This is a genomic window from Kitasatospora sp. NPDC051853 (assembly GCF_044452665.1).
Classification (GTDB): Bacteria; Actinomycetota; Actinomycetes; order Streptomycetales; family Streptomycetaceae; genus Kitasatospora.
Window position 1 is genome coordinate 573737 of the sequence record NZ_JBITBY010000002.1, and the last position, 24648, is coordinate 598384.

Genomic DNA, 24648 nt, shown 5'->3' on the forward strand with positions numbered 1-24648 from the left:
ACCACCCGTGAGCCGCACCACCATCCCCCACACCTCCCCCACCGCCGCCCCGGGCCCCCGCCGGGCCCGCGGGGCCGCACTCACCGCGCTCGCCTGCGCGGCCGCCCTGACCCTGACGGCCTGTCAGGGCGCCGAGGCGGAGAGCTCCACGAAGGCCGCCCGGGCCGTTCCGCCCGCCTCGGACCCCGAGGCGCCGATGCCGAGCAGCTGGCCGACCGAGGTCCCGTCCTCGCCCGGCCCCGCCGCGAGCGCCCCCGCCACCACCCCGGCCCCGCCCGCCGGAGCCGCGGGCGTCCCCACCGGGGCGGGCGTCCTGACGGGCCGTACGGTGCTGCTGGACGCCGGCCACAACCCCGGCAACGTCAAGCACACCTCCCAGATCAACCGCCAGGTGGACATCGGCAACGCCCGCAAGGAGTGCGACACCACCGGCACCAGCACCGACGCCGGCTACTCCGAGGCCGCGTACAGCCTGGACGTCTCCCGCCGGGCCCGGGGGATCCTGACCGCCCGGGGCGCCAAGGTGCTCTTCACCCAGGACGACGACCGCGACTGGGGCCCGTGCATCGACGAGCGCGCCCGGATCGGCAACGAGTCCAAGGCCGACGCGGCGGTCTCGGTGCACGGCGACGGGGCCCCCGCCGCCCGCAGCGGCTTCCACGTGATCATGCCCGCCCGGGTGAAGGCCGGGAAGGCCGACACCACCGCGATCGTCGAGCCCTCCCGCCGTCTCGGCACGCTGCTGCGCGACCAGTTCAAGGCCGCCACCGACGAGCCCTACGCCGACTACATCGGCGAGCAGGGCCTGGACACCCGCAACGACCTCGGCGGGCTCAACCTCTCCAAGGTGCCCAAGGTCTTCATCGAGTGCGGCAACATGCGCAACGAGGGCGACGCCCGCCGGATGTCGGACCCCCAGTGGCGCCAGCGCGCCGCCCAGGGCATCGCCGACGCGGTCACGGCCTTCCTCACCACACCCGGTGGGGGCGCTACCAAGAGCTGACCCGACGGAGGGTCATCTTGGGCGTTTTGCCACGACACTGTCCGGTTTCGGGAACCCGCCGTGCAGCCGCGAACGGCTTGGCCCTAGGCTTTTGCACCGTCCGTCAACCACACAGCCGTCCACGACACACACCGACGAGGGGAACGTTAGTGAATCTGCGCGCTCTCACCAGGGGAGACGCCGCCGTCGCAGGTGCGGCCGTCCTGCTCTTCATCTCCTCCTTCCTTCCGTACCGGAGCTTCGAGTACTGCCTCGGCACCAAGGCCTGCAGCAGCTCCTCGCAGAACGCCTGGTCCACCTCGCTCTTCCCGGTGCTCCCCTCGGTCTTCCTGCTGGGCATCATCGGCGCCGCCCTGATCCTCGTGCAGCGCTTCCAGGGCGAGGCCGCCACCGGACGCCAGGTCCTCGGCCTGCGCCTGGACCAGTGGGGCACCGCGCTCTCGCTCGCCGCCCTCTGGTCCGGCCTCTGGGCCCTGGCCGGCGGCGGCGAGGTCGTCAGCAGCAGCTTCGGCGCCTGGCTCGCCGTGCTCGCCCTGCTGGTGCTCGCCGGTGCGGCCGCGGCCGCCCCGCTGGTCCCGGCCCTCCAGGCCCCGCTGCTGACGGACAAGCCGGCCACCCCGGCCGCTCCGGGCGGCCCGTTCGCCCCGGGCGGCACCTTCCAGCCCGGCCAGCCCGGCCAGGTCGGCCAGCCCGCCCCGGGTGCCCCGTTCGGCTACGACCAGGCCCCGGGCCAGGCCGGCCAGCCGGTCCAGGGCGGCGGCCTCCCCGGCTACTCCGCCCAGCCGCAGCCCGGCGGCTACGGCTACCCGACCCCGGGCGGCGCCGGCACCACCGCCCCGCTGCCCAACCCGGCCTCCCACCAGGAGCCCACCCAGGTCCAGCCCGCCGTCACCGCGCCACTCCCGACGCCGGCCGCGGCCGCCCCGGTCGCCGACTTCGCCCCGTTCTGGTTCGCCGTCCCGGCCCCCCGCCAGCTCGCCCCCAAGGACAACCCCGCCGGCCCGCCGGTCGGCGAACTCCTCCCCGGCACCTGGTACCTGGCCGTCGAACAGCGCGGCACCGCCCTGGTCGCCCAGCTCCAGGACGGCTCCCACGGCCTCCTCAACGACGTGACCGGCATCCAGCGCGGCTGACCTCCGGTCGGGGAGCGCCCCGCAGGGGCGCGGGGAACTGCGCGAAGGGGAACGGCAGCACCTGCAACTGAGCCACCACCAGCCAGTTGCGGGTGCTGCCGTTCCCCTTCGCGCAGTTCCCCGCGCCCCCGGTGTGACCGCCTACCAGCGGCCCCTCGTACGTCTCAGCAGCAGTCCTCGACGACCAGCCCCGCAGGGAGCTGCTCCCCGCCGAACACGGCGACCGTCGCGTGGTCCCCGCCCAGTGCGGCCACCGCGAGCAGCAGCGCCCCCGCCGTCCAGGTGGTCCGCTCCTCGGGCCAGATCGCGTCGTCCTCGAAGACGTACCCGGTCCAGTAGGACCCGTCCTCGTGCCGCAGGTGCTGGATCCACCGCAGGATGTCCACCGCGCGGTCGGACTCGCCCACCGCCCAGAGCGCGAGCGCGAGTTCGGCACTCTCGCCGCCCGTCACCCAGGGCCGGTCGCTGACGCACCGCACCCCCAGCCCGGGCACCACGAACTTCTCCCAGTCCTTCTCGATCCGGGCCACCGCCTCGGCCCCGCGCAGGGCGGTCCCGAGCACCGGGTAGTACCAGTCCATCGAGTAGCGGTCCTTGTCGAGGAACCGCTCCGGGTGGTGGGCGATCGCGTGCCGGAGCTTGCCCGCCGCCAACTCCCAGTCCGGCTGCGGCTCCTCCAGGTAGTCCGCGATGGCGAGCCCGCACCGCAGTGCGTGCAGGATGCTGGACGACCCGGTCAGCAGCGCCTCGTCCGGCGCGGTGCCGTCCTCGTCCTGCCGCCAGGCGATCGGCCCGCCGGGCAGCCGCAGTCCGACCGTGAAGTCCAGCGCCCGCCGGACCACCGGCCAGATCCACTCCAGGAAACCGTCGTCACCGGTCGAAAGGTGGTGGTGCCAGACCCCCACCGCCACGTAGGCGCAGAAGTTGGTCTCCTTGGCGTGGCTGGTCACCTCGCCGTCCACGTACGCGGCGTACCACGAGCCGTCCGGGTTCTGACGCCCCGCCAGCCAGCGGTAGGCGGCCTCGGCGGCGGCGTGCTCGCCGGCCGTGTCGAGGGCCATCGCGGCCTCGGTGTGGTCCCAGGGGTCCAGGTGCCCGCCGCCGAACCACGGGATCGCGCCGTCGGGCAGCTGGTCCGCCAGGATGGACCGCACCGTGTCGGCGGCCTGCCGGGCGTCCAGCACGCCGTCCAGCAGCAGCGCCTCGGGGATCGCGGCCGTCATGCGCCCGCCTTCCGCGGCTTGCTCGCGTACACCACGAAGCTCTTGCCGATCACCGGGTTGAGCGCCTTCTCGGCCGCCTTGGTGATCTTCGAGATCACCGGCGTCCCGACGATGTCCCAGACCAGCAGCTGGTGGTAGGCCTTCACCGGCAGTGCCTTGTCGTTGTTGACGCCGACCGCGCACTTGATCCACCAGTACGGCGAGTGCAGCGCGTGCGCGTGGTGCTGGCCGTACGGCTCCAGCCCGGCGTCCCGCACCTTCTCCACCAGCTCGTCGCCCTTGTAGATCCGGATGTGCCCGCCCTCGACCTCGTGGTACTCGTCGGAGAGCGCCCAGCAGATCTTCTCGGGCAGGTAGCGCGGCACGGTGACGGCCAGCAGGCCGCCGGGCTTGAGCACCCGGACCATCTCGGCGAGCACGCCCTTGTCGTCCGGGATGTGCTCCATCACCTCGGAGATGATGATCTTGTCGAAGGTGTCGTCGTCGAACGGCAGGTTGAGCGCGTCGCCCTCCATGGCCACCGCCGAGGCGCCGGCCGGGGCCTCACCGGCCTGCTCCATGGCGGCGAACCACTTGCGCACCTCGGCGATCTCCTCGCCGTTCTGGTCCAGGGCGACCACGTTCGCGCCGCGCCGGTAACACTCGAAGGCGTGCCGGCCCCCACCACAGCCCAGGTCGAGCACCCGGTCGCCGGGGGCGAGCGGGAAGCGGGAGAAATCGACGGTCAGCACTGCGGGACTCCCATTCGTTGGTGCGGTGGTACGACGAGAAAGTGATCGGCCGTCAACTCGCGGCCGCGCGGATCAGGCGACGTAGCGCCAGCCCGCCCCGGCCCGGGCCCGCTGCCCGACCCCGGTGGCGATCGCCGCGCGGTACTGCTCGGCGGTGAGCTCGGCGGCCCGCTGCCAGGTGAACCGGGCCAGCACCCGCTCCCGGCCGGCCGCGCCGAGGCGGGCCCGCAGCTCCGGGTCGTCCAGCAGCCGGCCGAGCGCGGCGGCCAGCGCCCCGGCGTCGCCCGGCGGCACCGCCAGGCAGGTCTCGCCGTCCGGTCCCGCCACCTCGGGGATGGCGCCGCCGGTGGTGGCGACCAGCGAGGTGCCGGTGGCCATCGCCTCGGCGGCCGGCAGCGAGAAGCCCTCGTACAACGACGGCACGCAGGCCACCTCGGCCGAACGGTAGAGGTCGACCAGCTCCTGGTCGGTCAGCCCGGTGCGGAACTCGACGTGCGCCTCCAGCCCGAAGCGGCGGACGGCCTCGCTCACCGGGCCCTCGCCCTTCTGCGGCTTGCCGACCACCACCAGGTGCGCCGGGCGCTCGGTCCGCACCTTGGCCAGCGCCTCCACCAGGTGGACCAGGCCCTTCAACGGGACGTCCGCACTGGAGGTGGTGACGATCCGTCCGGGCACCACGGCGATCTCCGCCGAGGGCGACCAGAGCCGGGTGTCGGCACCGATCGGCACCACCGCGATCCGGCCGGGCGGGGTGCCCAGGTGCTCGGCGATCTCGGCCTTGGAGCTGCCGGAGACGGTGATCACGTGGGCCAGCCGGGCGGCCACCCGGCGCTGCATCCGGACGAAGCCGTACCAGCGGCGCTTGCCGAGCCGCTCCAGCCGGGTGGTGGCGGCGTCGATCTCCAGCTGCCGGTCCACGGTGATCGGGTGGTGGACGGTGGTGACCAGCGGGAAGCCGTGCCGGGCCAGGCCGAGCAGGCCGTAGCCGAGGGTCTGGTTGTCGTGCACCACGTCGTAGCGGCCCTTGTGGGCGGCCAGGTACTGCCGGGCCCGGAGCGAGAAGGTGAGCGGCTCGGGGAAGCCGCCGGTGCGCATCCCGGCCACCTCCAGCACGTCCACCAGGCTCCGGTACTCGCCGAGCGCGGGGGTGCGGAAGGGGTCGTCGGCCCGGTACAGGTCCAGGCTGGGCAGCTCCACCAGCCGGACGCTGCCGGGGCCCTCGACCTCGTCCAGCACGGGGTAGGGCTGGGCGCCGATCACGTCCACGTGGTGGCCGAGGCGGGCCAGCTCGCGGGAGAGGTGGCGCACGTACACGCCCTGGCCGCCGCAGTACGGGTCGCCCCGGTAGGAGAGCAGGGCGATGCGCAGCGGTCGCGGCGGCAGCGCGGTCATCCGGGGCTCCTGTCCCCTACTCTCCGTCCGCGCGCGGGCGGCGGGAAGTAGATCACGTTTCATGCTTGTTCGGGCCTTGAAGATACCCGGCCCCGGGCCCGGAGGCGGCCGGGCGGACCCCACCTTGCTACTGACGGGTACGTCAGCGCCGGAGAGCTCCATTCTGACTGCTCCACGGGGCGCGCCGACCCGGCGTTCACTGTGACATAGCTCTCCCGACGCCTTCCCGCTGACGTGTCCTCACCTGCCGCCCCGTGGTTCAATCACCCCCGTCCGGTACGTCCGTCCATCCGCCCGGGGAGGGCCGCATGACCACCACCGCCGCCCCCGGCGCCGGGCTCACGCCCCGTCAGGCCGAACGCCGCCGCCGCATCCTGCGGGCCTCCACCGCGCTGGCCGCCCGGGGCGGGTACGAGGCGGTGCAGATGCGCGAGGTGGCCGAGACGGCGGAGGTCGCGCTCGGCACCCTCTACCGCTACTTCCCCTCGAAGGTGCACCTGCTGGTCGCGGTGATGCAGGAGCAGCTCCAGCACCTCCACGAACAGGTCCGCCGTCACCCCCCGACCGGGGACGACCCGGCGGCCAGGGTCGCCGAGACCCTGACCCAGGCCTTCCACGCGCTCCAGCGCGAGCCCCGGCTCGCGGAGGCCATGGTGCGCGCCCTCTCCTTCGCCGACCGCTCGGTGAGCGCCGAGGTCGACGCCGTCTCCGCCGTCACCTCCGCCATCGTCCTGGACGCCGCCCAGCTGGGCCCCACCCCCACCCCCGCCCAGCAGGCCGCCCTGCGCGTGGTCGCCCACACCTGGCACGCCACCCTGCTGGCCTGGCTCTCCGGCCGCACCTCCCTCGCCGAGGTCCGCGCCGACCTGCACACCGCGGCCCGCCTGCTGACGCTCTGACGGCCCGAGCCCCCGTCAGGGCGCGGTGTACCCCCTGGGCAGCACGATGCTCTTGGTCTCCAGGTACTCGGCGAAGCCCTCGGGGCCGAACTCGCGGCCGACGCCGGACTGCTTGTAGCCGCCGAAGGGGACGCCGCAGTCGAGGTTGAAGGTGTTGACCGCGTAGGTGCCGGTGCGGATCCGGCGGGCCACGTCCAGGCCGCGTTCCACGTCGGCGGTCCAGACGCTGCCGGAGAGGCCGAACTCGGAGTCGTTCGCCAGCCGGACGGCCTGCTCCTCGTCCTGGTAGGGCGTCAGGCAGACCACCGGCCCGAAGACCTCCTCCTGGGCGATCCGGCTCGCGTTGTCCACGTCGCCGAACAGCGTCGGCTCGACGTACCAGCCGCGCTCCAGACCGGCCGGCACCCCGCCGCCGGTGAGCAGCTTGGCGCCCTCCGCCTGGGCCAGCGCGATGTAGTCGAGGCTGCGCTGCCGCTGACGGGCCGTCACCAGCGGGCCGACCGCGGTGGCCGGGTCGAGCGGGTCGCCGACCGGGAGGGCGGCGACGGCGGCGGTGAGGCGTTCGGCCAGTTCCTCGTAGTGGGGGGCGGGGGCCAGGATCCGGGTCTGGGCGATGCAGGCCTGGCCGTTGTTGAGGTAGGCGGAGGCGACCAGGGAGCGGACGGTGCGGTCCAGGTCGGCGTCGGGGAGCACGATCGCGGCGGACTTGCCGCCGAGCTCCAGGGTGACCTTCTTCAGGGTGCGGGCGGCACTGGCCATCACCAGCCGCCCGGCGGCCACCGAGCCGGTGAAGGAGACCTTGTCCACGCCGGGGTGGCCGACCAGGTACGCGCCGGTCTCCCGGTCGGCGGGCAGGATGCTCAGCACGCCCTCCGGCAGCCCGGCCTCGCGGACCACCTCGGCCAGCACGTACGCGTCCAGCGGGGTCTCCGGCGAGGGCTTGAGCACCACGGTGCAGCCGGCCAGCAGGGCGGGCGCCAGCTTGGAGGCGGCGGCGAACTGCGGCACGTTCCACGGCACCACGGCCGCCACCACCCCGGCCGGCTCGCTGCGCACCAGGGCCCGGCCGAAGGCCCCGGCCCGCAGCTCCTCGAAGGGGTGCGCCTCGGCCACCTTGATGTAGGAGTCCCAGATCGCCACCGGTCCGTGGGCCTGCGCGGGCACGCTCCAGGAGATCGGGGAGCCGTTCTGGGAGGTGATCAGCTCGGCCAGCTCCCGGGCCCGGGCGGCCAGGCCGTCCTTGATCCGGCGCACCACCGCGATCCGCTCGGCCGGCGACAGCCGGGGCCAGGGCCCCTCGTCGAAGGCCCGGCGGGCGGCGGCCACCGCGCGGTCCACGTCCGCCTCGGCGGCGTGCGGAACCCGGCCGATCACCTGCTCGGTGTGCGGGGAGACCACCTCGATCACCGCGTCCCCCGCGGGGGCGCTCCAGACGCCCCCGATGAACAGCTCGCCGTGCTCCACGACCCCGGTCATCCCCGACTCCTCCACCCGACGGACCGAAAAACTGGTACCAGTTCTAGTCCGTGGGGAGGGGCGGCGTCCAGACCGTGTCGGTACGGAGCGCGACGGCCGGAAGGTTAGAGTCTTGAACCGCTGGTACAACTTCATCCGCTCCTCGTCGGGGGAAGCCGGTGGGACTCCGGCACTGACCCGCAGCCGTGAAAGTCGAAATGCCCGTCCGGGAGCGAGCGGCCACGTCGAGGTCCACGGGCGGTCCGGCCGGACCGCCGTACAACCGCTCAGTGAAAGGTCCACCCACCGCCATGCTCACCACCGCCCGCGCGGGCGCCGCCGCCCTGGCCACCGCCGCCCTGCTGGTCGGCACCGCCGCCCCCGCCCTCGCGGACACCCCGTCGGCCTCCCCCTCCCCGGTCACCGCGCCCGCCGCGGTCTACGGCAAGGGCGACCCCACCTACGACGGCGTGTGGCGGCAGTCGCTGGCCCTCACCGCGCTCTCCGCCTCCGGCGTGGTGCCCGCCGACGAGGCGGTCAACTGGCTCACCGGCCAGCAGTGCGCGGACGGCGGCTGGCCCTCGTTCCGGGCCGACACCTCCGCCGCCGCCGCGACCACCGGCGCCTGCGACCCGAAGGCCGAGGACACCAACGCCACCGCCATGGCCGTCCAGGCGCTGAGCAAGCTGGACGGGCACCAGAACTCCGTCAGCCGGGGCGTCGAGTGGCTGAAGAAGGTCCAGAACGCGGACGGCAGTTGGGCCTACAACCCGGGCAACCCCGGTGACGCCAACTCCACCGGACTGGCCGTCAGCGCCCTGCTCACCGTCGGCGCCGACCCGGCCACCGTGGCCAAGGACGGCAAGAGCGCCTACGACGGCCTGGCCCTGTTCCAGCTCGGCTGCGCCGCCCCCGTCGGCCAGCGCGGCGCCTTCGCCTACCAGCCCGCCCCGGACGGCTCGCTCGCCCCGAACGGGCTGGCCAGCGCCCAGGCCGCGCTGGCCGCGGCCGGCGGCAAGCTGCCGGTCACCAACACCAACCGGGTGGACGCCGCCCCCAAGCCGCTGGACTGCTCCGCCGCCACCTCCGGCCCGGTGCCGCGCGCCGCCTCCGCCGAGGCGGTCTCCGCCCACCTGGCCGAGCAGCTGGCCGCCAACGGCCAGCACCTGATGCTCACCACCCCCGGCGCCGCCCCCACCCCCGACTACACCGCCACCGCCTGGGCCACGCTCAGCCTGATCCAGGCCGGGCACCCCAAGGAGGCCGCCAGCGCCGCCGACTGGCTGGCCGGCAACGGCTACGCCTGGGCCGCCAAGGGCGCCTCCGGCACCGACGCCTCGGCCGCCGCCACCCTGGTGCTGACCGCCCAGGCCGCCAAGCTCGACCCGCTGAACTTCGGCGGCAGCAACATCCTCCAGCTGCTGATCGACGCCGGCCCGGCGCCCAAGTCGGTGCCGGCCGCCGCCAGCGCCGCCGCCTCGGAGTACCCCAAGGGCACCAAGGCCCCCGGCTCCTCCATCACCGAGGCCGACGACAACGGCGGCTTCTCCCCGTTCTGGCTGATCGGCGTCGGCCTGCTGATCGGCATCGGCGGCGGCCTGCTGCTCAGCCTCCAGCGCAAGCGCGGCACCCACACCCCGGGCGGCGCGGCCAAGCCCGCCGCGAAGACCGAGAACGGCACCGGCAAGGGCGACGAGCAGAAGTGACGCCCCGTCGACCCCGTGCGGCGGTGGCGGCCCCGGCCCCCACCGCCGCACTCGCCCTCCCGCTCGCCTTCCTGCTCGCCCTCCTGGCCGCCCTCCTGCTCGCCCTTCTGACCGCGCCCCCCGCGCACGCCACCGGCTACCGCTACTGGTCGTTCTGGAAGGCGGCCGGCTCCGGCTGGACGTACCAGCAGCAGGGCCCCGCCGTGTACGTGCCGCCGGACGGCGCCGTGGACGGCTGGCGCTTCGCGGTCAGCCCGGACGGCGGGCAGGACGCCGCACGCCCCACCGGCACCGGGGACTTCGCCGCGCTCTGCGCCGCCACCCCCGCGCAGCCCGGCAGGAAGCGGGTGGCCGTGGTGCTCGACTTCGGCACCGCCGCCGACGCCCCGTCCGGCGAGACCCCGCCCGCGCCCTCGCCGCGCACCGCCTGCGCCGCGGTCCCGTCCGCCGCCACCTCCGCCGAGGTGCTGGCCGCCGTGGCCCCGCCGCTGCGGTACGACGCGGCCGGCATCCTGTGCGCCATCTCCGGCTACCCGAAGGCCGGTTGCGGCGACGTGGTGGACGCCGCCGGATCCGCGTCCGTCTCCGGCGACAAGGACTCCGGCGGCAAGGACTCCGGCGGCAAGGACTCCGGCGGCCCGGCCCTGGGCGTGGTCGCGGGCGCCGCCCTGGTGGCCGCGCTGGCCGGGGCGGCCGTCTGGCAGGCCCGCCGCCGCCGCTCCTGACCCACCGTCACCCCCTCTCCCACCCCTCGAAGGTCTCCCGTGCCCCCAGCCACCACCCGCTCCGCGATCGGCCCGCGCCGTCTGCACCCCGGCGCGTGGTGGCTCTGGGCGCTCGGCCTCGGTGCGGCGGCCTCCCGGACCACCAACCCGCTGCTGCTCCTGCTGGTCGTCGCCGTCGCCGGGTACGTGGTCGCCGTCCGCCGCTCCACCGAGCCGTGGGCCCGCTCCTACGGGACCTTCCTGCGCCTCGCGCTGGTGGTGCTGGCGATCCGGCTGGTCTTCACCGTGCTGCTCGGCTCCGCCGTCGGCGGCACCCACGTCGTCCTGACCCTGCCCCAACTCCCGCTCCCCGCCTGGGCGCAGGGCGTGCGGATCGGCGGCCGGGTGACGCTGGAGGCGCTGCTCTTCTCGCTCTACCAGAGCCTGCGGCTGGCCACCCTGCTGATCTGCGTCGGCGCGGCCAACTCGCTGGCCAGCCCGTCCCGCCTGCTGCGCACCCTGCCCGGCGCGCTCTACGAGGCGGGCGTGGCCGCCGTGGTGGCGATGACCTTCGCGCCGAACCTGGTCGCCGACGTCCAACGGGTGCGCACCGCACGGCGGCTGCGCGGCCAGTCGGACAAGGGGGTCAAGGCGCTGCTCAGCGTCGGCCTGCCGGTGCTGGAGAGCGCGCTCGAACGCTCCGTCAGCCTGGCCGCCGCGATGGACAGCCGGGGCTTCGGCCGCACCGCCGACGTACCGCCCCGGATCGCCCGGGCCACCGCCGCACTGACCCTGCTCGGCCTGATCGGCGTCTGCGCCGCCTGCTACGGGCTGCTCAGCGCGGACGGCGGCGGCTGGGCACTGCCCGTCCTGGTGATCGGCCTGCTGGCCGCCGGCGCCGGGCTGGCGCTCGGCGGCCGCCGCTCCGTCCGCACCCGCTACCGGCCGGACCCGTGGGCCTGGCGGGAGTGGGCGGTGGCGGGCTCCGGTGCCGCCGTGGCCGGCCTGCTGGTGCTGTTCTCGCTGCACGACCCGGCCGCCCTCAACCCGACCGTGGTGCCGCCGAGTTGGCCCTCCCTGCCGGTCCTCCCCGCGCTCGCCGTCCTGCTCGGCCTGCTCCCCGCCTTCGTCGCCCCCGCTCCTCTCCCTACGTCCTCCCCGAGGCAGCCGTGATCACCTTCGACCAGGTCTCCGTCCGCTACCAGGACGCCGCCGCCCCGGTGCTGCGCGAGGTGAGCCTGACCGTCCCCGAGGGCGAACTCTGCCTGGTGGTCGGCCCCTCCGGGGTCGGCAAGTCCACCCTGCTGGGCACCGTGAGCGGCCTGGTCCCGCACTTCACCGGCGGCGTGCTGACCGGCCGGGTCACCGTGGCCGGCCGGGACACCCGGGAGCACCGGCCGCGCGAACTCGCCGACGTGGTCGGCACGGTGGGCCAGGACCCGCTGGCGCACTTCGTCACCGACACGGTGGAGGACGAACTCGCCTACGGCATGGAGTCCCTGGGCCTGGCCCCCGAGGTGATGCGCCGCCGGGTCGAGGAGACCCTCGACCTGCTGGGCCTGGCCGAACTGCGCGACCGCCCGCTCTCCGCCCTCTCCGGCGGCCAGCAGCAGCGCGTCGCCATCGGCTCCGTGCTCACCGCCCACCCCCGCGTCCTGGTGCTGGACGAGCCGACCTCCGCACTGGACCCCGGCGCCGCCGAGGAGGTGCTCGCCGTGCTGCAACGCCTGGTGCACGACCTCGGCACCACCGTGCTGCTCACCGAGCACCGCCTGGAACGGGTGGTCCAGTACGCCGACCAGGTGCTGCTGCTCTCCCCCGACTCCCCTCCCCTGCTGGACGAGCCGGCCGCCGTGATGGCCGTCTCCCCGGTCCACCCGCCGGTGGTCGGCCTCGGCCGCGCGGCCGGCTGGAGCCCGCTGCCGCTGACCGTCCGGGACGCCCGCCGCAAGGCCGCCCCGCTGCGCGCCGCCCTGGAGGGCCGGACCCCGCCCGCCCCGTCCGCCGTGCCGGGCCCCACCGTCGCCACCGCCGACCGCCTGGTCGTCCGGCGCGGTCCGAACCCGGTCCTCCGCGGGCTCCGGCTCACCCTGGCCACCGGGGAGATCACCGCCCTGATGGGCCGCAACGGCGCGGGCAAGTCCACCCTGCTCGCCACCCTCACCGGCCTGCACCGCCCCGACTCCGGCACCGTCCGCCTCGGCGAGCTGGCCACCGCCCCGCACAAGGCCAAGCCCCGCGAACTCATCCGCCACGTCGGCCTCGTCCCGCAGGACCCGCGCGACCTGCTCTACGCCGAGACGGTGGCCGCCGAGTGCGCCGGGGCCGACGCCGACTCCGGTGCGGAGCCCGGCAGTTGCCGCGCCCTGGTGGCCCGGCTGCTGCCCGGGATCGACGACGCCCTGCACCCGCGCGACCTCTCCGAGGGCCAGCGGCTCACCCTCGCCCTGGCCGTGGTCCTCACCTCCCGCCCCCCGCTCCTGCTGCTGGACGAGCCCACCCGCGGCCTCGACTACGCCGCCAAGGCCCGCCTGGTCACCGTGCTGCGCGAACTGGCCGCCGACGGCCACGCCGTCCTGCTCGCCACCCACGACGTGGAGCTGGCCGCCGAACTCGCCCACCGCACCGTCATCCTGGCCGACGGCGAGATCGTCGCGGACGGGCCGAGCGCCGAGGTCGTGGTCTCCTCCCCCGCCTTCGCCCCCCAGGTCGCCAAGGTGCTCGCCCCGCTCCCCTGGCTGACGGTCCCCCAGGTCACCGCCGCCCTCGCGGAGTCCCGCTCGTGACCTCCCCCACCCCCTCCCTCGACCGCCCCGTCCCGCTGGGCCGCCGCTCGATCGCCCTGCTCCTGCTGATCACCGTCATCGGCGTGGCCGCCTTCGGCTGGCCGCTGCTCGCCGACCCCTCCTCCACCGTGGCCTACCACTCCGCCGACGCCCCCTGGCTGTTCGCCCTGCTGATGCCCCTGCTGATCGGCGTGGTGATCGCCCAGATCTCCGAAGGCCGCACCGGGCAGGCCGGGTTGGACGCCAAGTCGGTCGCCCTGCTCGGCGTGCTGGCCGCCGTCGGCGCCGCCCTGCGGCCGCTCGGCGCGGGCACCGCCGGGCTGGAGCCGATGTTCTTCCTGATCGTGCTCTCCGGCCGGGTGCTCGGCCCGGGCTTCGGCTTCGTCCTCGGCTCGCTCACCATGTTCGCCTCGGCCCTGCTCACCGCCGGGGTCGGCCCCTGGCTCCCCTTCCAGATGCTCAGCATGGGCTGGGTCTGCCTCGGCGCCGGCCTCCTGCCCGCCCCCGCCACCCTCCGCGGCCGCCGCGAACTCGCCCTGCTCGCCGGCTACGGCGCCCTCGCCGCCCTCGCCTACGGCACCGTCATGAACCTCCAGGGCTGGCCCTACCTCGGCACGGGCTTCCCCCCGGCCCTCTCCTACTCTCGCGACGCCGACCTCCTCACCAACCTCACCCACTTCCTCGCCTACTGCCTCACCACCTCCCTCGGCTGGGACATCCCCCGCGCCGCCCTCACCGCCACCCTCTGCCTCACCATCGGAGCCCCCGTCCTGCGCACCCTCCGCCGGGCCACCCGCCGCGCCGCCTTCGCCACCCCGGCCACCTTCGAGAACCACCCCTGACGCCCACTCAACTACCGGTAGGTTCTGGCCATGGCCTCGAACAAGCTGACCGAGAACCCGGAACTGCGCTTCGCCACCGTGCTGGCACACGCGGCAGCCCTCCCGGGCGTGCGCATCAACCGGGAGGCCTACCTCCGCCAGGCACTGTCCCGCCACTGCCCCGAGGAGCAGATAGCCCACGCGATCGAGGAGACCCCCGCGGCGGCGGGCATACCCCTCGACCTCCTCGACAAGGTGGCCACCGACTCCATCCGCTACGAGACCGCCAAGGTCAGCGCCCTCTCCGCGGCCGCCGGAGCGCCCGGCCTGCTCTTCATCGCGGCGACCGTCCCGGCCGACCTGGCCCAGTACTTCGGCCACGTGCTGCGGATCGCGCAGAAGCTCGCCTACCTCTACAGCTGGCCCGACCTCTTCTCCGGCGACGAGCCCGACGACGCCACCAAGGGGGTGCTCACCCTCTTCGTCGGCGTGATGTTCGGCGTCCAGTCCGCCAACACCGCCGTCGGCAAGGTCGCCGGCCTGATCTCGGAACAGGTCGCCAAGACGCTCCCGAAGCAGGCCCTCACCAAGGGCGTCATCTACCCCATGGTGAAGAAGGTCGCCGGCTACCTCGGCATCGAGATGACCAAGCAGACCTTCGCCAAGGGCGTCTCCAAGGCCATCCCCCTGGTCGGAGCGGTCATCTCCGGCGGCCTCACCCTCGCCACCTTCCTCCCCATGGCCAAGCGCCTCAAGAAGCACCTCGCCGGCCTCGACCTCTCCCGCCCCTCGACCGTGACCGTCCTCCGCACGGAGACGGTGAAGGACGCCTGACCCCCGCCGGAGCCCAGGCACCCTCCCCGCCCGCTCGGGCTGGGAGCCCACCGGTAGGCGAGCGGCGGCCGCCTCCTTCTCCGGCCGTAATACGCGTCATACAATGCGTGCATGGCCAAGACCCGGATCAGCATCAGCCTCGACGAGGAGCACGCGGAACGGATAAGGCAGCACGCCGAGCGCGCGGGCATGGACGTCTCCGCCTACCTCGTCAACGCGGCCACCCGGCAGATGGCCGAAGTGGAGGCCGCCGAGGCCCAGTTCGCGCGCATCGACTCCGAGATCGCCGCCGCCAACGCGGCTGCCGACTCGCTCCCGGCCCTCCCCGAGGTCACGCCCGACGACCTGACGGAGGAGGAACGGCGAGAGGTCGAGGAGGCCATGGCACTGGTCTACGGCACCGACCCGTCGGCCACCCAGTCGGGCCATGCCGCGTGACCGTACGGGTCCCGGTCTACGACACCGGAATGCTGATCGCCCTCGCGGACCGCAAGCCCAAGGCGGTCGCGCTGCACACCCGCCTCAAGGACACGCCCCACCGCGCGGTGGTGCTCGGCCCCGTCCTGGCTCAGGTCTGGCGCCCGGCCCCCGCACTCGTCCACAGCCTGGCCATCGCGCTCAAGGACTGCACGGTGCCCCAGGCCCGCAGTTCGTCACCCGCCATGCGCCCCACACCGGTCGGCCAGACCACCTGCATCACCTGCGCCACCGGGCCCGATCTGACGGACCGGCAACGCATCGGCAGCATTCTCGGCGCGGCCGACCTGCCCGCCAAGAAGCGCCCCGACGCGGCCGACGCCCTGGTGGCGCTCACAGCGGCCCGCCACGGCAGTGCCGCCGTCTTCACCAGTGACCCCGCCGACCTGACCGCCTATCTCCTGGCGCTCAACGCCCAGGACGTACAGGTCATCCCCGTCTGACCCGGGGCTACTCCGGCACGCGAAGGCCCCGGCACGCCGTGGGGCGCACCGGGGCCGGTGGGATCAACCCGCTTGGTTTCAGGCGGACTTGGGGCCCGCCGACTGGACGACCTCGAAGGACCAGAGCTCGGCGCCGGTGGCGGCCGGGCGGGGCTGCTCGCCGCCCTGCGGGGCGCTGCCACCGCCGTGGGCGGCGCGGGCCGGGCCGTCGGCCCAGGCCTGGTAGTGCTCCTCGCTGGCCCAGCGGGTGTAGACGAGGTAGCGGTCGCTGCCCTCGACCGGGCGGAGCAGCTCGAACCACTCGAAGCCGTCCGAGCCCTCGACCGAGCCGGCCCGCGAGGCGAAGCGCTGCTCCAGCGTCTCCCGCATCTCGGCGGGCACCGTCAACACGTTGATCTTCACGACAGACATGCCATCCACCTTACGGGGCCGAGCCGTCCGGGCCCGTGCACCGTCCCGTGCACCAGTCGACCAGCAGCAGGTCGTGCTCCGCCATCAGCCGGGCCAGCCCCGGGACGGCGTCCGGCGCCACCTCGGCGCGGAGGGCCAGGGCCGCCACCCGTTCGCCGAAGCAGCGGCCGTAGAGCGTGACCGGCCCGGCCCCGCCCGCGACTTCGAGGGCGAAGGAACCGGCCACCCGGCCCTGGCCGTCGCGCAGGGAGACGCCGGTGTAGGTGCGGGAGACGGGGAGGAGTTCGTACAGCCGGTCCAGGGAGAGGGCGCCGACCAGGGGTTCGACCGGGCCCCGTCGCAGGTGGATCTCGCGGAAGCCCCAGGACGCCGTGTCCTCGTCGCCGACCCGGTGGGAGCACTCGTCCCGGATCCGCCGGACGGCGCGCAGTTCCGCCTCCACACCGGCCAGCAGGCGGCGTTCGACCAGTTCGGTCTGCCGCCAGTCGTCCTCGTGGATGACCAGGTCCTCGCCGCCACCGCCCGCCGCGGGCGACAGCAGGGGCAGTTCGGCGCAGATCGTCGGGAGGGTGTAGCCGATCTGCCGCGGGTCGGCCGTGTCGACCCGACGGACCGTCAGGACGGTGCGGCCGGCGGCGATCACCTCCGCCCGGGCGGACGGGGCGGCCCGGACCACCTCCCAGTGGACGCCGTCGATGCCGATCCGCGCGCCCGCCTCGAGGTGCTCGGGGAGCTCCTCGGCCGGGTAGTCGGTGGAGCCCACCGGAAGACCGTCGGCCTCGTCGACCATCACGATCTCGATCTCGATCTCCTCGCCAAGTGCCATGGCCGGATGCTAACAAGCCGCAGCCGAACGGAGGTTCGGATTCGGTCAGGAGGCGAGCGCGAGTGCCAGGGCCGCCGCCGAGAGCAGGGTGAAGAGCACCGACCCCGGGGCGCCCTTGGTGTCGCCGGCCTTCAGGTGGGCCACCACCGCGCCGAGGAAGTAGAGCACCAGGCCGACGGCGGCGGCGATGCCGAGCGGGCGGAACACGATGCCCGCGAGCAGGCCGAGCGCGCCCGCCGCCTTGGCCGCGGCCAGCAGCGGGAGGCTGCCCTCGGAGACGCCGAGGGCGGGCAGGCCGCCGACGATCTTCGGGTCCTTCACCAGGAAGGCGCGGGCGGAGAAGCCCAGCCCGACCGCGAGCAGGACGGCCAGGACGACGTAAGCGACGAACACGGGGACTCCAGGGGAAGGCGTTCATGGATGGGCAGCAATCATTGAACACCATCAACGATATAAGTCAACCAACCATTCTCCCCCGGCTACGATGGGCCCATGGAGAACGCCGAGGAACCGGCCCAGCGACCGGCCGACGGGCCGACGGACGGGCCGACGGACCGCCTCGGGTTCGTGCTGGCCTGGCACGGCGCGGCCACCGACACCCGCATCCGCCGGGCCCTGAGCAGCAGCGGTCTCAGCCCGCGGCACACCATGACCCTGATGCACCTCGGCCCCGCCCCGGTCGGCCAACGGCAGCTCGCCGAGCGGCTCGGCGTCGACCCGAGCGTGCTGGTCGCCCTGCTCAACGACCTCGAGAACGCCGGCCTCGTCGAACGCCGCCGCGACCCGGCCGACCGCCGCCGCCACATCGTCGAGATCACCCCGGCCGGCACCACCACCCTCGACCGCCTCGACCGCACCCTCACCGAGGTCGAGTCCGCCCTCTTCGGCGACCTCTCCGAGCGCGAACGCACCACCCTGCGCGGGCTCCTGGCCCGGATCAACACCTCCGCCGACGACCACGCCTGCGAGGCCTGACACCCGGCCGGTAATTCACTGCCGCTCGCCGCGCGCCGCTCCTAGGGTGACCCGGTGACGAACTACCAGGAAACCAGCGACCGCACCGACTGGCAGGCCGACTTCGAGCGGCGGACGGTGACCGCCTACCAGGAGGCCGGCTGCGCCCCGGCCCTCGCCCGGGCCCTCCACGACCGCGCCGCCGAACGCCTCCCCGACTCCACCCTCCTCACCGACGGCACCCACTGGCTGGCCCTCTCCGTCACCGACGGCGTCGGCCGGGTCCGCGACCTCACCGACCCGGCCGCCCTCCCGTTCGCCGAACGCTGGTGCGCCGAGCGGGGCGCCACCCGGGTCGAGTCCCGCCTCGTCGGCGACCCCGGCCCCTTCGCCGACTACCCGATCGTCGGCCAGAACCGGATGCGCACCTTCGCCACCGCCGAACCCCCGCAGCCACCGCCGGGCCTGACGGTCCGTCCGCTCACCGAGGCCGAGTACCCGGCCTGGCTCGCCGACGAGCAGGCCTCCTACGTCTTCGACATCCTCCGCGCCGGAGCCCTCACCCCCGAGGAGGCCCAGCAGAAGTCCGACCAGGACTTCGCCCAGGAGCTCCCCCAGGGGCAGCACACCCCCGGCCACGGCTTCTACGCCTTCGAGGCCGGCGGCGAGGTGGTCGGCACCGGCTGGGTGCAGCACGCCTTCCTCCCCGGCACCACCTTCGGCTTCTCCCTGGAGATCCACGAGCAGCACCGCGGCAAGGGCCACGGCCGCGCCGCCATGGCCGCCGGCGAGTGGATCACCCGTCAGGGCGGCGACGACACCCTGATGTTCAACGTCTTCGGCGGCAACGAGGTCGCCATGAACCTCTACGACGCCACCGGCTTCACCGTCATCGACGAGATCCGCTCCCGTCCGCTCGACTGAGCCGGACGGCAGCGGGGTTCAGGCGGCGTCCCGCAGCAGGTCGTGGAGGGTCCGGGCGTGGGCCAGGTACTCGTCGGCGTCCTGGGCGGCGAAGTGCAGGTCGATGAGCGGTTCGGCGCCCAACTCCCGTACCGCGGTGGCGAGGTAGGCCGCGAGCTGGTGCGGGGTGCCCCGGCCGGGGACGCGGTCGTCGTCGGCCGGGGTGAGGACGGGGTTGACGCGCAGGACCAGGCGGAGGGTGCCGGGGTCGCGGCCGGCGGCCTCGGCGTGGTGACGGACGGTGGTCCAGAGGGCGGTGAGGGCCGGGAGGGGGAGGCCGACGCCGAGCCAGCCGTCGGCGCGGCGGCCGGCCCGCTCCAGGGCGCCGGGGCTGGTGCCGCCCAACAGCAGCGGCGGGCGCGGGCGTTGGACGGGCTTGGCGCGGATGGAGGAGGGCGGGACGGTCCACAGGTCGCCGGAGTGGGAGACCTCCTCGCCGTCGGCCCAGATCCGTTCCAGGACGTCCAGGGTCTCCTCCAGCCGGGCGGCCTGGCCGCGCCAGGGGACGCCCACCGCCTGGTACTCGTCCTTGGACCAGCCCAGCCCGAGCCCCACGTCCAGCCGCCCGTCGCTGACCACGTCGAGGGTGGTGAGGGTGCGGGCCAGCAGGACCGGCGGGTACCAGAGCGCGTTGAGGGTGCTGGTGCCCAGGCGGACCCGGCGGGTGGCCCCGGCCGCGACGGTGAGCAGGGTGAGCGGGTCCAGGAAGGTGCGGTGCTCGGCGGGCGCCACGCCCGTCCCGCCGGGGTAGCGGTTCTGCGGCTCGCGCGCGACCAGGATGCGGTCTCCGACCCAGAGGCTGTCGTAGCCGATCTCCTCTGCCTCGGCCGCGAGCCGGGCCGACAGCCCGGGCGCGGCGAACCGGCCGTACTGGGGAATGGACAGTCCGATGCGCATGACGGGTGAGGCCCTCCGGAGCAGTGGCGGCGGGATCAGACCCTATCGACGGAGTGCGAACCCACCTCCGCCAGTTGACGTACTCCGGGGCAGTGTCCGTCGGTCGCCGGGGCACCGTGGCCGTCCCCCGCGGTCACTTGCGGCGGGGCGCCCCTCAGTACGTCCGCCCCTCGCCGCGCTGCGGCGGCTCCGGCGCCCGGTCCGGGCGGTCGCCGCCGAGCTGGGAGCTGAGCCGGGTGAGCAGGTCGGCCAGTTCGGTGAACCGCTGCTCGTCGTAGTCGCCGAGGAGCTCGGCGAGTTGGGAACGGCGGGCGGCGACCAGCCGGTCGGCGACCTCGGCCCCGGCCTCGGTGAGGCGCAGCGGCAGACCGTTGCGGACGGCCAGGCCGCGGCTCTCCACCTCGCGGGCGGCCTCCTCGATGACGGCCACCGGCACGGTGCGGTGCTCGGCCAGTTCGGCCGGTTCGGCGGAGCCGTGACGGTGCATCTGGAGGATGAGCCAGCTGGAGGCGGGCTTGAGGTCGAGCCCGGCCTCGGCGGTGATCCGGCGGAACAGGTCGCGGCGGGCGTCCCGGGTGCCGAGCACCGACAGGGCCCGGGCGATCTCGTCCAGCGAGGAGCGCTGCACCGGGTTGACCCCGATCGATTCGCTGAGGTCGGGGGCGGTGACGGTGGTGCGCAGCGGCTGCTCGCGCAGGAAGAGCGCGAGCACGAAGGCGACCACCGCGACCGGCACCGCGTACAGGAAGACCTGGGTGATCGACTCGGCGTAGGCGTGGTAGATCCCGGCCTGGGCGCTCTCGGGCAGGGTGGGGATCTCGCGCGGGTCGGCCGAGATCACCTCCGGGGTGAAGCCGGGCGGGAGTTGGAGGCCGGCCAGGTCCTCGGCCAGCCGCCGGTTGAGCCCGCCGGCGAAGATCGTGCCGAAGATCGAGACGCCGAAGGAGGCGCCGATCGAGCGGAAGAAGGTGGCTCCGGCGGTGGCCACGCCAAGGTCCTCGTAGCCGACCGAGTTCTGCACGATCAGCACCAGCACCTGCATCACCAGGCCGAGCCCGAGGCCGAAGACCAGGAAGTAGAGGCTCATCTCGGTGGTGGAGCTGTGCTCGGTGAGCCGAGAGAGCAGCCAGAGGCCGACCGCCGTCACGGCGGTGCCGGCGATCGGGAAGACCCGGTAGCGGCCGGTGCGGGAGACGATCTGGCCGGAGCCGATCGAGGTGAGCAGCATGCCGAGCACCATCGGCAGCATGTGGATGCCGGACATGGTCGGCGAGACCTGCATGACCACCTGGAGGAAGGTCGGCAGGTAGGTCAGCGCCCCGAACATCGCGAAGCCGACCACGAAGGAGATCACCGCGACCAGGCTGAAGGTCGAGGAGCGGAACAGCCGCAGCGGCAGCACCGGCTCCACCGCCCGGCGCTCCACCTGGACGAAGACCGCGAGCAGCAGCAGCCCGAGCACCCCGAGGCCGATGATCTGCCAGGAGCCCCACGCCCAGGTGGTGCCGCCGAGCGAGGTCATCAGCACCAGGCAGGTGGCGACTGCGGCGATCAGGAAGGTGCCGAGGTAGTCAATGGTGTGCTGCCGCTTCACCTCGCTGCCGTGCAGCACCGCGGCGATCACCGCCAGCGCGACGATCCCGATCGGCAGGTTGACGTAGAACACCCAGCGCCAGCTGAGGTTGTCCACGAAGACGCCGCCGAGCAGCGGCCCGAGCACGCTGGTGACACCGAAGACCGCCCCGAACAGGCCCTGGTACTTGCCGCGGTCGCGCGGCGGGACCAGGTCGCCGACGATCGCCTGCGAGAGCACCATCAGTCCGCCGCCGCCCAGGCCCTGGAGGGCACGGAAGGCGATCAACTCGCCCATGTTCTGGGCCAGTCCGCAGAGGCCGGAGCCGATCAGGAAGAGCACGATCGACGCCTGGAAGAAGCGCTTGCGGCCGTACATGTCGCCGAGCTTGCCCCAGAGCGGGGTGGCCGCCGTGGCGGCCAGCATGTACGCGGTGACCACCCAGGAGAGGTGCTCCAGGCCGCCGAGGTCGCTGACGATGGTGGGCAGCGCGGTGGAGACGATGGTCTGGTCGAGCGCGGCCAGCAGCATGGCCAGCAGCAGGGCGCCGATCGGCACCCAGAGGTTGTGGACCGTCACTTCCGGGGGCCGCTGCTCCTCGTACCGCTCCGGCGTGGCCGCCTCCGCCATGCCCGCTCCTCGGTGCTCGGGGTGATGATCAGCCAGATTCACCCATGATGTCAGGAATGTCTGATCCGGCCTCAGTTCACTGCGCCGTTCGTACGACTGACGGCCACCGAGCCTTCACCCGTCCCGATTCGGCACCAACCCGGACAAGCCCACCGGCGTCCCTGTCCACCCACCGGAACCTCCTGCATAATCAGCCCCGTTCGAGCGCCACCACCACCGAGGAGGGCCGGCCCATGCCGGGAGAGCACCACGAAGGGCCGCTGGTCCGCCCGTACGTGCCCGCCCCGGCCGCGGCGGAGGACCCGTTCGCCACCCAGGTCATGCCGCCCGTCCCCGCGGACGGCTTCGCCACCCAGCTGCTCCCGCCGGTCCCGCCGACGGCTCCGCCGTCCCAGGACGCCGCCGCCACCCAGCTGCTCCCCCCGGTGCCGGCCGCACCCCCGCAGATGCCCCTGGTGCCGCCCGCGCCCACCCAGCAGCCGATCCCGGTCCAGCAGATCCCGGACCTCCAGCTGGTCCCCGGCCCGCCCCCGCGGCGGCAGCCCCCCGCCGAGGAGGCCGACCTCGGCGTCTTCGGCTTCCGCAACGTCCCCGAGGGCGCCCCCGGCGGCCGGGCCGAGCGGCGGCAGCAGGAGCAGGAGTCGGCCGGGCGCAGACGCACCGTCATCATCGGCGCGGGCGTGGGGATCGCCGCGGTCGGCGCCGGCCTGGCCTTCCTGCTCGCCCCCTCCGACGCCAAGAGCTCCGACGACCGCGCCCTCCCCGTCCCGGTCGGCTCCTACCAGCCGAACCCCACCCCCACCCCCGAGTCGGCCCCCGACACCCCGTCGGCCAGCGCCTCCCCCTCGGCCTCCCGCACCACCACCAAGCCCAAGCCGACCCGCACCACGGCCGCCCCCACGACAACGGCCCCGGTCGCCCCCGCCCCGGCCACCACGGCGCCACCGACCACCGCGGCCCCGAGCACCACCACCCCCGCACCGCCACCGACCCCCCGGGTGCTGCAGCTCGACATGGAGGGCCCCGACGTGGCCGATCTCCAGCGCCGCCTGCTCAGGGCCCTCCCCTGGATCGCCTGGGACGTCGACTTCACCGAGGGCGTGTACGACGGCGAGACCGTACGGGCGGTCAAGTACTTCCAGGAGTACGTCCCGCAGGAGGTCAGGGGCGACAAGCGGGGCGTCTACGGTCTCAACACCCGCGCGGCGCTCGAGAAGCGGAGCTGACCGTCAGCCGGTCGCGGCCTTGAAGAGGCTGAAGGCCGACATCACCAGCATGATGCAGGCCGCCACCCGGATGATCACCTTCATCGGGACGTACTGCAGCAGCTTCTGCCCGCCCAGGATGGCGATCGCACTGACCGAGCAGAGCGCCAGCCAGGCGCCGATGCCCACCGAGAGCGGGTCGGCGTACTTCGCGGCCAGGTTGGCGGTCATGATCTGGGTCAGGTCGCCGAACTCCGCGACCGCGACCAGCAGGAAGCTCGCACCCGCCACCTTCCAGAAGGAGCCCGAGGAGGGCTGCTTGGCCTCGTGCCCCTCGTCCTCCTCCTCGCCCTTGGGCCAGAGCAGCATCACCGCCCCCGCCAGGAAGAGCAGCCCGGTGACGCCCTCCACCCAGCGCTGTGGCAGGAGCGAGAGCAGGTGGCCGGCCACCAGGGCGATGCCGACCTGGAGGGCGAAGGCGGCGGCGATGCCCGCGAAGACGTAGCTCGCGCGGTACTTGGTGCCGAGCACCAGGGAGGCCAGCGCGGTCTTGTCGGGGAGTTCGGCGAGGAAGACGATGCCGAAGGTGATCGCGGCGACGGTGATACTCATCGGAGCGTTGGGCCCTTCATAGGGTCTGGGCTGCCCGCCGCGATGACCCGTGGAAGGGGACGCCTCGGCACGGCAGCACTGGTCAATGTTCACAGCACTGCGGCCGAAGGTCTCGCCGACACCCGCGTACGGGTGTCCCGGGCACCGGGCTCCCGTGGGGGCGAGCCAGTATGTCGACGCTCCGGTGGAGGGCTACTCCCCTTCAACAACCCGGCAAGCCTACCTGCTGACCACGCCCCGGCCAACCAGCTCCAGCACCACCACGACCGCCACCGCCTCCACCGCCAGCAACGCGACCAGCACGAAGAGCTGCACCGCCCCGGCCTCCACCGCGCTCGCCCCGCCCAGCAGCATCCCGACGAAGGCCCCGGGCAGGGTGACCAGCCCCACTGTCCTGGTCTGGTCGAGCGCGGGCACCAGCGAGGTGGCGGCAGCCGTCCGGCAGATCTCCAGCCGGGCGTCCCGCTCCTCGAAGCCGAGTGCCAGGGCGGCCTCCACCTCGCCCCGACGCTGCGTCAGCTCGTCCAGCGCGCGGCGCCCGGCCAGCGAGGTGGCGGTCAGCGCGCCGCCGGTCAGGATGCCCGCGACCGGGATCACCGAGAGGCCCTGGAAGGGCAGCAGTCCGGAGCCGAGCAGGAGCAGCAGCACCGGCAGCACCCCGGCCCCGATCGGCAGTGCCGCCCATGTCCACCCCGGGCCGGACGGCACCATCCGCCGCCCGGCGGTGCGCACCGCCACCGTGAACATCAGCAGCACGAAGGCGGAGGAGGTCCACATCGACCCGGCCACCCAGGTGATCACCAGTGCGACGGCGGCCAGCTGGAGCACCGCCCGCAGTCCGGCCCGCAGTACCGCCGGCCCGTGCCCGAGCCGCCCGAGCCCGGCCACCGCCGCCCCGGCCACCAGCAGCAGCGCCGTCGCCACCCCCAGCGCGGGCCCCACCGGCAGCAGTTGAGCGGCCATCATCCGA

The 24648-nt window shown here is 74.1% G+C and carries 25 protein-coding genes and 1 riboswitch; of the genes, 14 read left to right on the top strand and 11 right to left on the bottom strand.

Annotation, left to right across the window (positions count from 1 at the left end):
• Positions 1-7 precede the first annotated feature (7 nt).
• Together ACIA8O_RS07240 and ACIA8O_RS07245 are read left to right on the top strand one after the other, a co-directional pair.
• Positions 8-1003 (top strand): N-acetylmuramoyl-L-alanine amidase, encoded by a 996-nt coding sequence (locus ACIA8O_RS07240; RefSeq protein ID WP_396292568.1) that lies wholly within the window; start codon positions 8-10, stop codon positions 1001-1003.
• Positions 1004-1152: 149 nt separating this feature from the next.
• Positions 1153-2136 carry a hypothetical protein gene (locus tag ACIA8O_RS07245; protein ID WP_396292569.1) on the top strand — a complete coding sequence of 328 codons (984 nt, stop codon included), beginning with the start codon at positions 1153-1155 and terminating at the stop codon, positions 2134-2136.
• A 164-nt stretch (positions 2137-2300) separates the two neighbouring features.
• On the opposite strand, the gene ACIA8O_RS07250 is transcribed toward ACIA8O_RS07245, so the two are convergent.
• The 3 genes from ACIA8O_RS07250 to ACIA8O_RS07260 form a co-directional block, all read right to left on the bottom strand.
• Entirely contained in the window at positions 2301-3359 is a 1059-nt protein-coding gene (locus ACIA8O_RS07250; RefSeq protein WP_396292570.1) for a prenyltransferase, read from the bottom strand.
• On the bottom strand, positions 3356-4090 hold the full coding sequence (locus ACIA8O_RS07255; protein ID WP_396292571.1) for a class I SAM-dependent methyltransferase: 735 nt from the start codon (positions 4088-4090) through the stop codon (positions 3356-3358). Before ACIA8O_RS07255 ends, ACIA8O_RS07250 begins: the two co-directional genes overlap by 4 nt.
• A gap of 72 nt (positions 4091-4162) precedes the next feature.
• Positions 4163-5482, bottom strand: a complete 1320-nt coding sequence (locus ACIA8O_RS07260) for a glycosyltransferase family 4 protein (protein WP_396292572.1) — start codon at positions 5480-5482, stop codon at positions 4163-4165.
• A 308-nt stretch (positions 5483-5790) separates the two neighbouring features.
• Between ACIA8O_RS07260 and ACIA8O_RS07265 the strand changes: the two genes are divergently transcribed.
• On the top strand, positions 5791-6381 hold the full coding sequence (locus ACIA8O_RS07265) for a TetR family transcriptional regulator (RefSeq protein ID WP_345285020.1): 591 nt from the start codon (positions 5791-5793) through the stop codon (positions 6379-6381).
• 15 nt (positions 6382-6396) lie between these two features.
• On the opposite strand, the gene ACIA8O_RS07270 is transcribed toward ACIA8O_RS07265, so the two are convergent.
• A complete protein-coding gene (locus tag ACIA8O_RS07270) occupies positions 6397-7857 on the bottom strand; it encodes an aldehyde dehydrogenase (protein WP_396292573.1) in 1461 nt (486 codons plus the stop codon).
• 104 nt (positions 7858-7961) lie between these two features.
• Positions 7962-8081: riboswitch (cobalamin riboswitch) on the top strand.
• A 45-nt stretch (positions 8082-8126) separates the two neighbouring features.
• Between ACIA8O_RS07270 and ACIA8O_RS07275 the strand changes: the two genes are divergently transcribed.
• The 8 genes from ACIA8O_RS07275 to ACIA8O_RS07310 all read left to right on the top strand — a co-directional run bounded on the left by ACIA8O_RS07275 (position 8127) and on the right by ACIA8O_RS07310 (position 15607).
• Positions 8127-9542 carry a prenyltransferase/squalene oxidase repeat-containing protein gene (locus ACIA8O_RS07275; RefSeq protein ID WP_396292574.1) on the top strand — a complete coding sequence of 472 codons (1416 nt, stop codon included), beginning with the start codon at positions 8127-8129 and terminating at the stop codon, positions 9540-9542.
• Complete coding sequence (locus ACIA8O_RS07280) at positions 9539-10267, top strand: SCO2322 family protein (protein ID WP_396292575.1); 729 nt, start codon at positions 9539-9541, stop codon at positions 10265-10267. The genes ACIA8O_RS07275 and ACIA8O_RS07280 overlap by 4 nt, the downstream gene beginning before the upstream one ends.
• 39 nt (positions 10268-10306) lie before the next feature.
• On the top strand, positions 10307-11419 hold the full coding sequence (locus ACIA8O_RS07285; protein ID WP_396292576.1) for an energy-coupling factor transporter transmembrane component T: 1113 nt from the start codon (positions 10307-10309) through the stop codon (positions 11417-11419).
• A complete protein-coding gene (locus ACIA8O_RS07290; RefSeq protein WP_396292577.1) occupies positions 11416-13032 on the top strand; it encodes an ABC transporter ATP-binding protein in 1617 nt (538 codons plus the stop codon). The genes ACIA8O_RS07285 and ACIA8O_RS07290 overlap by 4 nt, the downstream gene beginning before the upstream one ends.
• A complete protein-coding gene (locus tag ACIA8O_RS07295; protein WP_396292578.1) occupies positions 13029-13874 on the top strand; it encodes an ECF transporter S component in 846 nt (281 codons plus the stop codon). Before ACIA8O_RS07290 ends, ACIA8O_RS07295 begins: the two co-directional genes overlap by 4 nt.
• Positions 13875-13904: 30 nt before the next feature.
• Positions 13905-14687: a hypothetical protein gene (locus ACIA8O_RS07300; protein WP_396292579.1), complete on the top strand. Its 783-nt coding sequence runs from the start codon at positions 13905-13907 to the stop codon at positions 14685-14687.
• 111 nt (positions 14688-14798) lie between these two features.
• Positions 14799-15125, top strand: a complete 327-nt coding sequence (locus tag ACIA8O_RS07305; protein WP_396292580.1) for a plasmid mobilization protein — start codon at positions 14799-14801, stop codon at positions 15123-15125.
• The gene (locus tag ACIA8O_RS07310; protein WP_396292581.1) at positions 15122-15607 is read left to right on the top strand and encodes a hypothetical protein; all 486 of its coding nucleotides are present in this window, start codon (positions 15122-15124) and stop codon (positions 15605-15607) included. Before ACIA8O_RS07305 ends, ACIA8O_RS07310 begins: the two co-directional genes overlap by 4 nt.
• Before the next feature lie 78 nt (positions 15608-15685).
• Here the strand turns inward: ACIA8O_RS07310 and ACIA8O_RS07315 are convergent, their stop codons facing one another.
• From ACIA8O_RS07315 to ACIA8O_RS07325, 3 genes are read right to left on the bottom strand one after another with little or no spacing between them, the layout of a single operon-like run.
• A complete protein-coding gene (locus ACIA8O_RS07315; protein WP_396292582.1) occupies positions 15686-16018 on the bottom strand; it encodes an antibiotic biosynthesis monooxygenase family protein in 333 nt (110 codons plus the stop codon).
• Between the two features lie 10 nt (positions 16019-16028).
• A complete protein-coding gene (locus tag ACIA8O_RS07320) occupies positions 16029-16844 on the bottom strand; it encodes a hypothetical protein (RefSeq protein WP_396292583.1) in 816 nt (271 codons plus the stop codon).
• Positions 16845-16889: 45 nt separating this feature from the next.
• Positions 16890-17237, bottom strand: coding sequence for a DoxX family protein (locus tag ACIA8O_RS07325; RefSeq protein WP_396292584.1), 348 nt, complete (start codon positions 17235-17237; stop codon positions 16890-16892).
• Positions 17238-17336: 99 nt separating this feature from the next.
• On the opposite strand from ACIA8O_RS07325, the gene ACIA8O_RS07330 reads away from it, so the two are divergent.
• Positions 17337-17819: a MarR family winged helix-turn-helix transcriptional regulator gene (locus tag ACIA8O_RS07330; protein ID WP_396292585.1), complete on the top strand. Its 483-nt coding sequence runs from the start codon at positions 17337-17339 to the stop codon at positions 17817-17819.
• Between the two features lie 54 nt (positions 17820-17873).
• The gene (locus ACIA8O_RS07335; RefSeq protein WP_396292586.1) at positions 17874-18722 is read left to right on the top strand and encodes a GNAT family N-acetyltransferase; all 849 of its coding nucleotides are present in this window, start codon (positions 17874-17876) and stop codon (positions 18720-18722) included.
• An 18-nt stretch (positions 18723-18740) separates the two neighbouring features.
• Here the strand turns inward: ACIA8O_RS07335 and ACIA8O_RS07340 are convergent, their stop codons facing one another.
• Both ACIA8O_RS07340 and ACIA8O_RS07345 read right to left on the bottom strand, forming a co-directional pair.
• Positions 18741-19658, bottom strand: a complete 918-nt coding sequence (locus tag ACIA8O_RS07340; RefSeq protein WP_396292587.1) for an LLM class flavin-dependent oxidoreductase — start codon at positions 19656-19658, stop codon at positions 18741-18743.
• A 154-nt stretch (positions 19659-19812) separates the two neighbouring features.
• Positions 19813-21861, bottom strand: a complete 2049-nt coding sequence (locus tag ACIA8O_RS07345) for an MFS transporter (protein ID WP_396292588.1) — start codon at positions 21859-21861, stop codon at positions 19813-19815.
• Between the two features lie 233 nt (positions 21862-22094).
• Between ACIA8O_RS07345 and ACIA8O_RS07350 the strand changes: the two genes are divergently transcribed.
• Positions 22095-23087 (top strand): peptidoglycan-binding protein, encoded by a 993-nt coding sequence (locus tag ACIA8O_RS07350; RefSeq protein ID WP_396292589.1) that lies wholly within the window; start codon positions 22095-22097, stop codon positions 23085-23087.
• Positions 23088-23090: 3 nt separating this feature from the next.
• On the opposite strand, the gene ACIA8O_RS07355 is transcribed toward ACIA8O_RS07350, so the two are convergent.
• Together ACIA8O_RS07355 and ACIA8O_RS07360 are read right to left on the bottom strand one after the other, a co-directional pair.
• Complete coding sequence (locus ACIA8O_RS07355; RefSeq protein ID WP_396292590.1) at positions 23091-23678, bottom strand: TMEM165/GDT1 family protein; 588 nt, start codon at positions 23676-23678, stop codon at positions 23091-23093.
• A 219-nt stretch (positions 23679-23897) separates the two neighbouring features.
• Positions 23898-24641 carry an ABC transporter permease gene (locus ACIA8O_RS07360; RefSeq protein ID WP_396292946.1) on the bottom strand — a complete coding sequence of 248 codons (744 nt, stop codon included), beginning with the start codon at positions 24639-24641 and terminating at the stop codon, positions 23898-23900.
• Positions 24642-24648 lie beyond the last annotated feature (7 nt).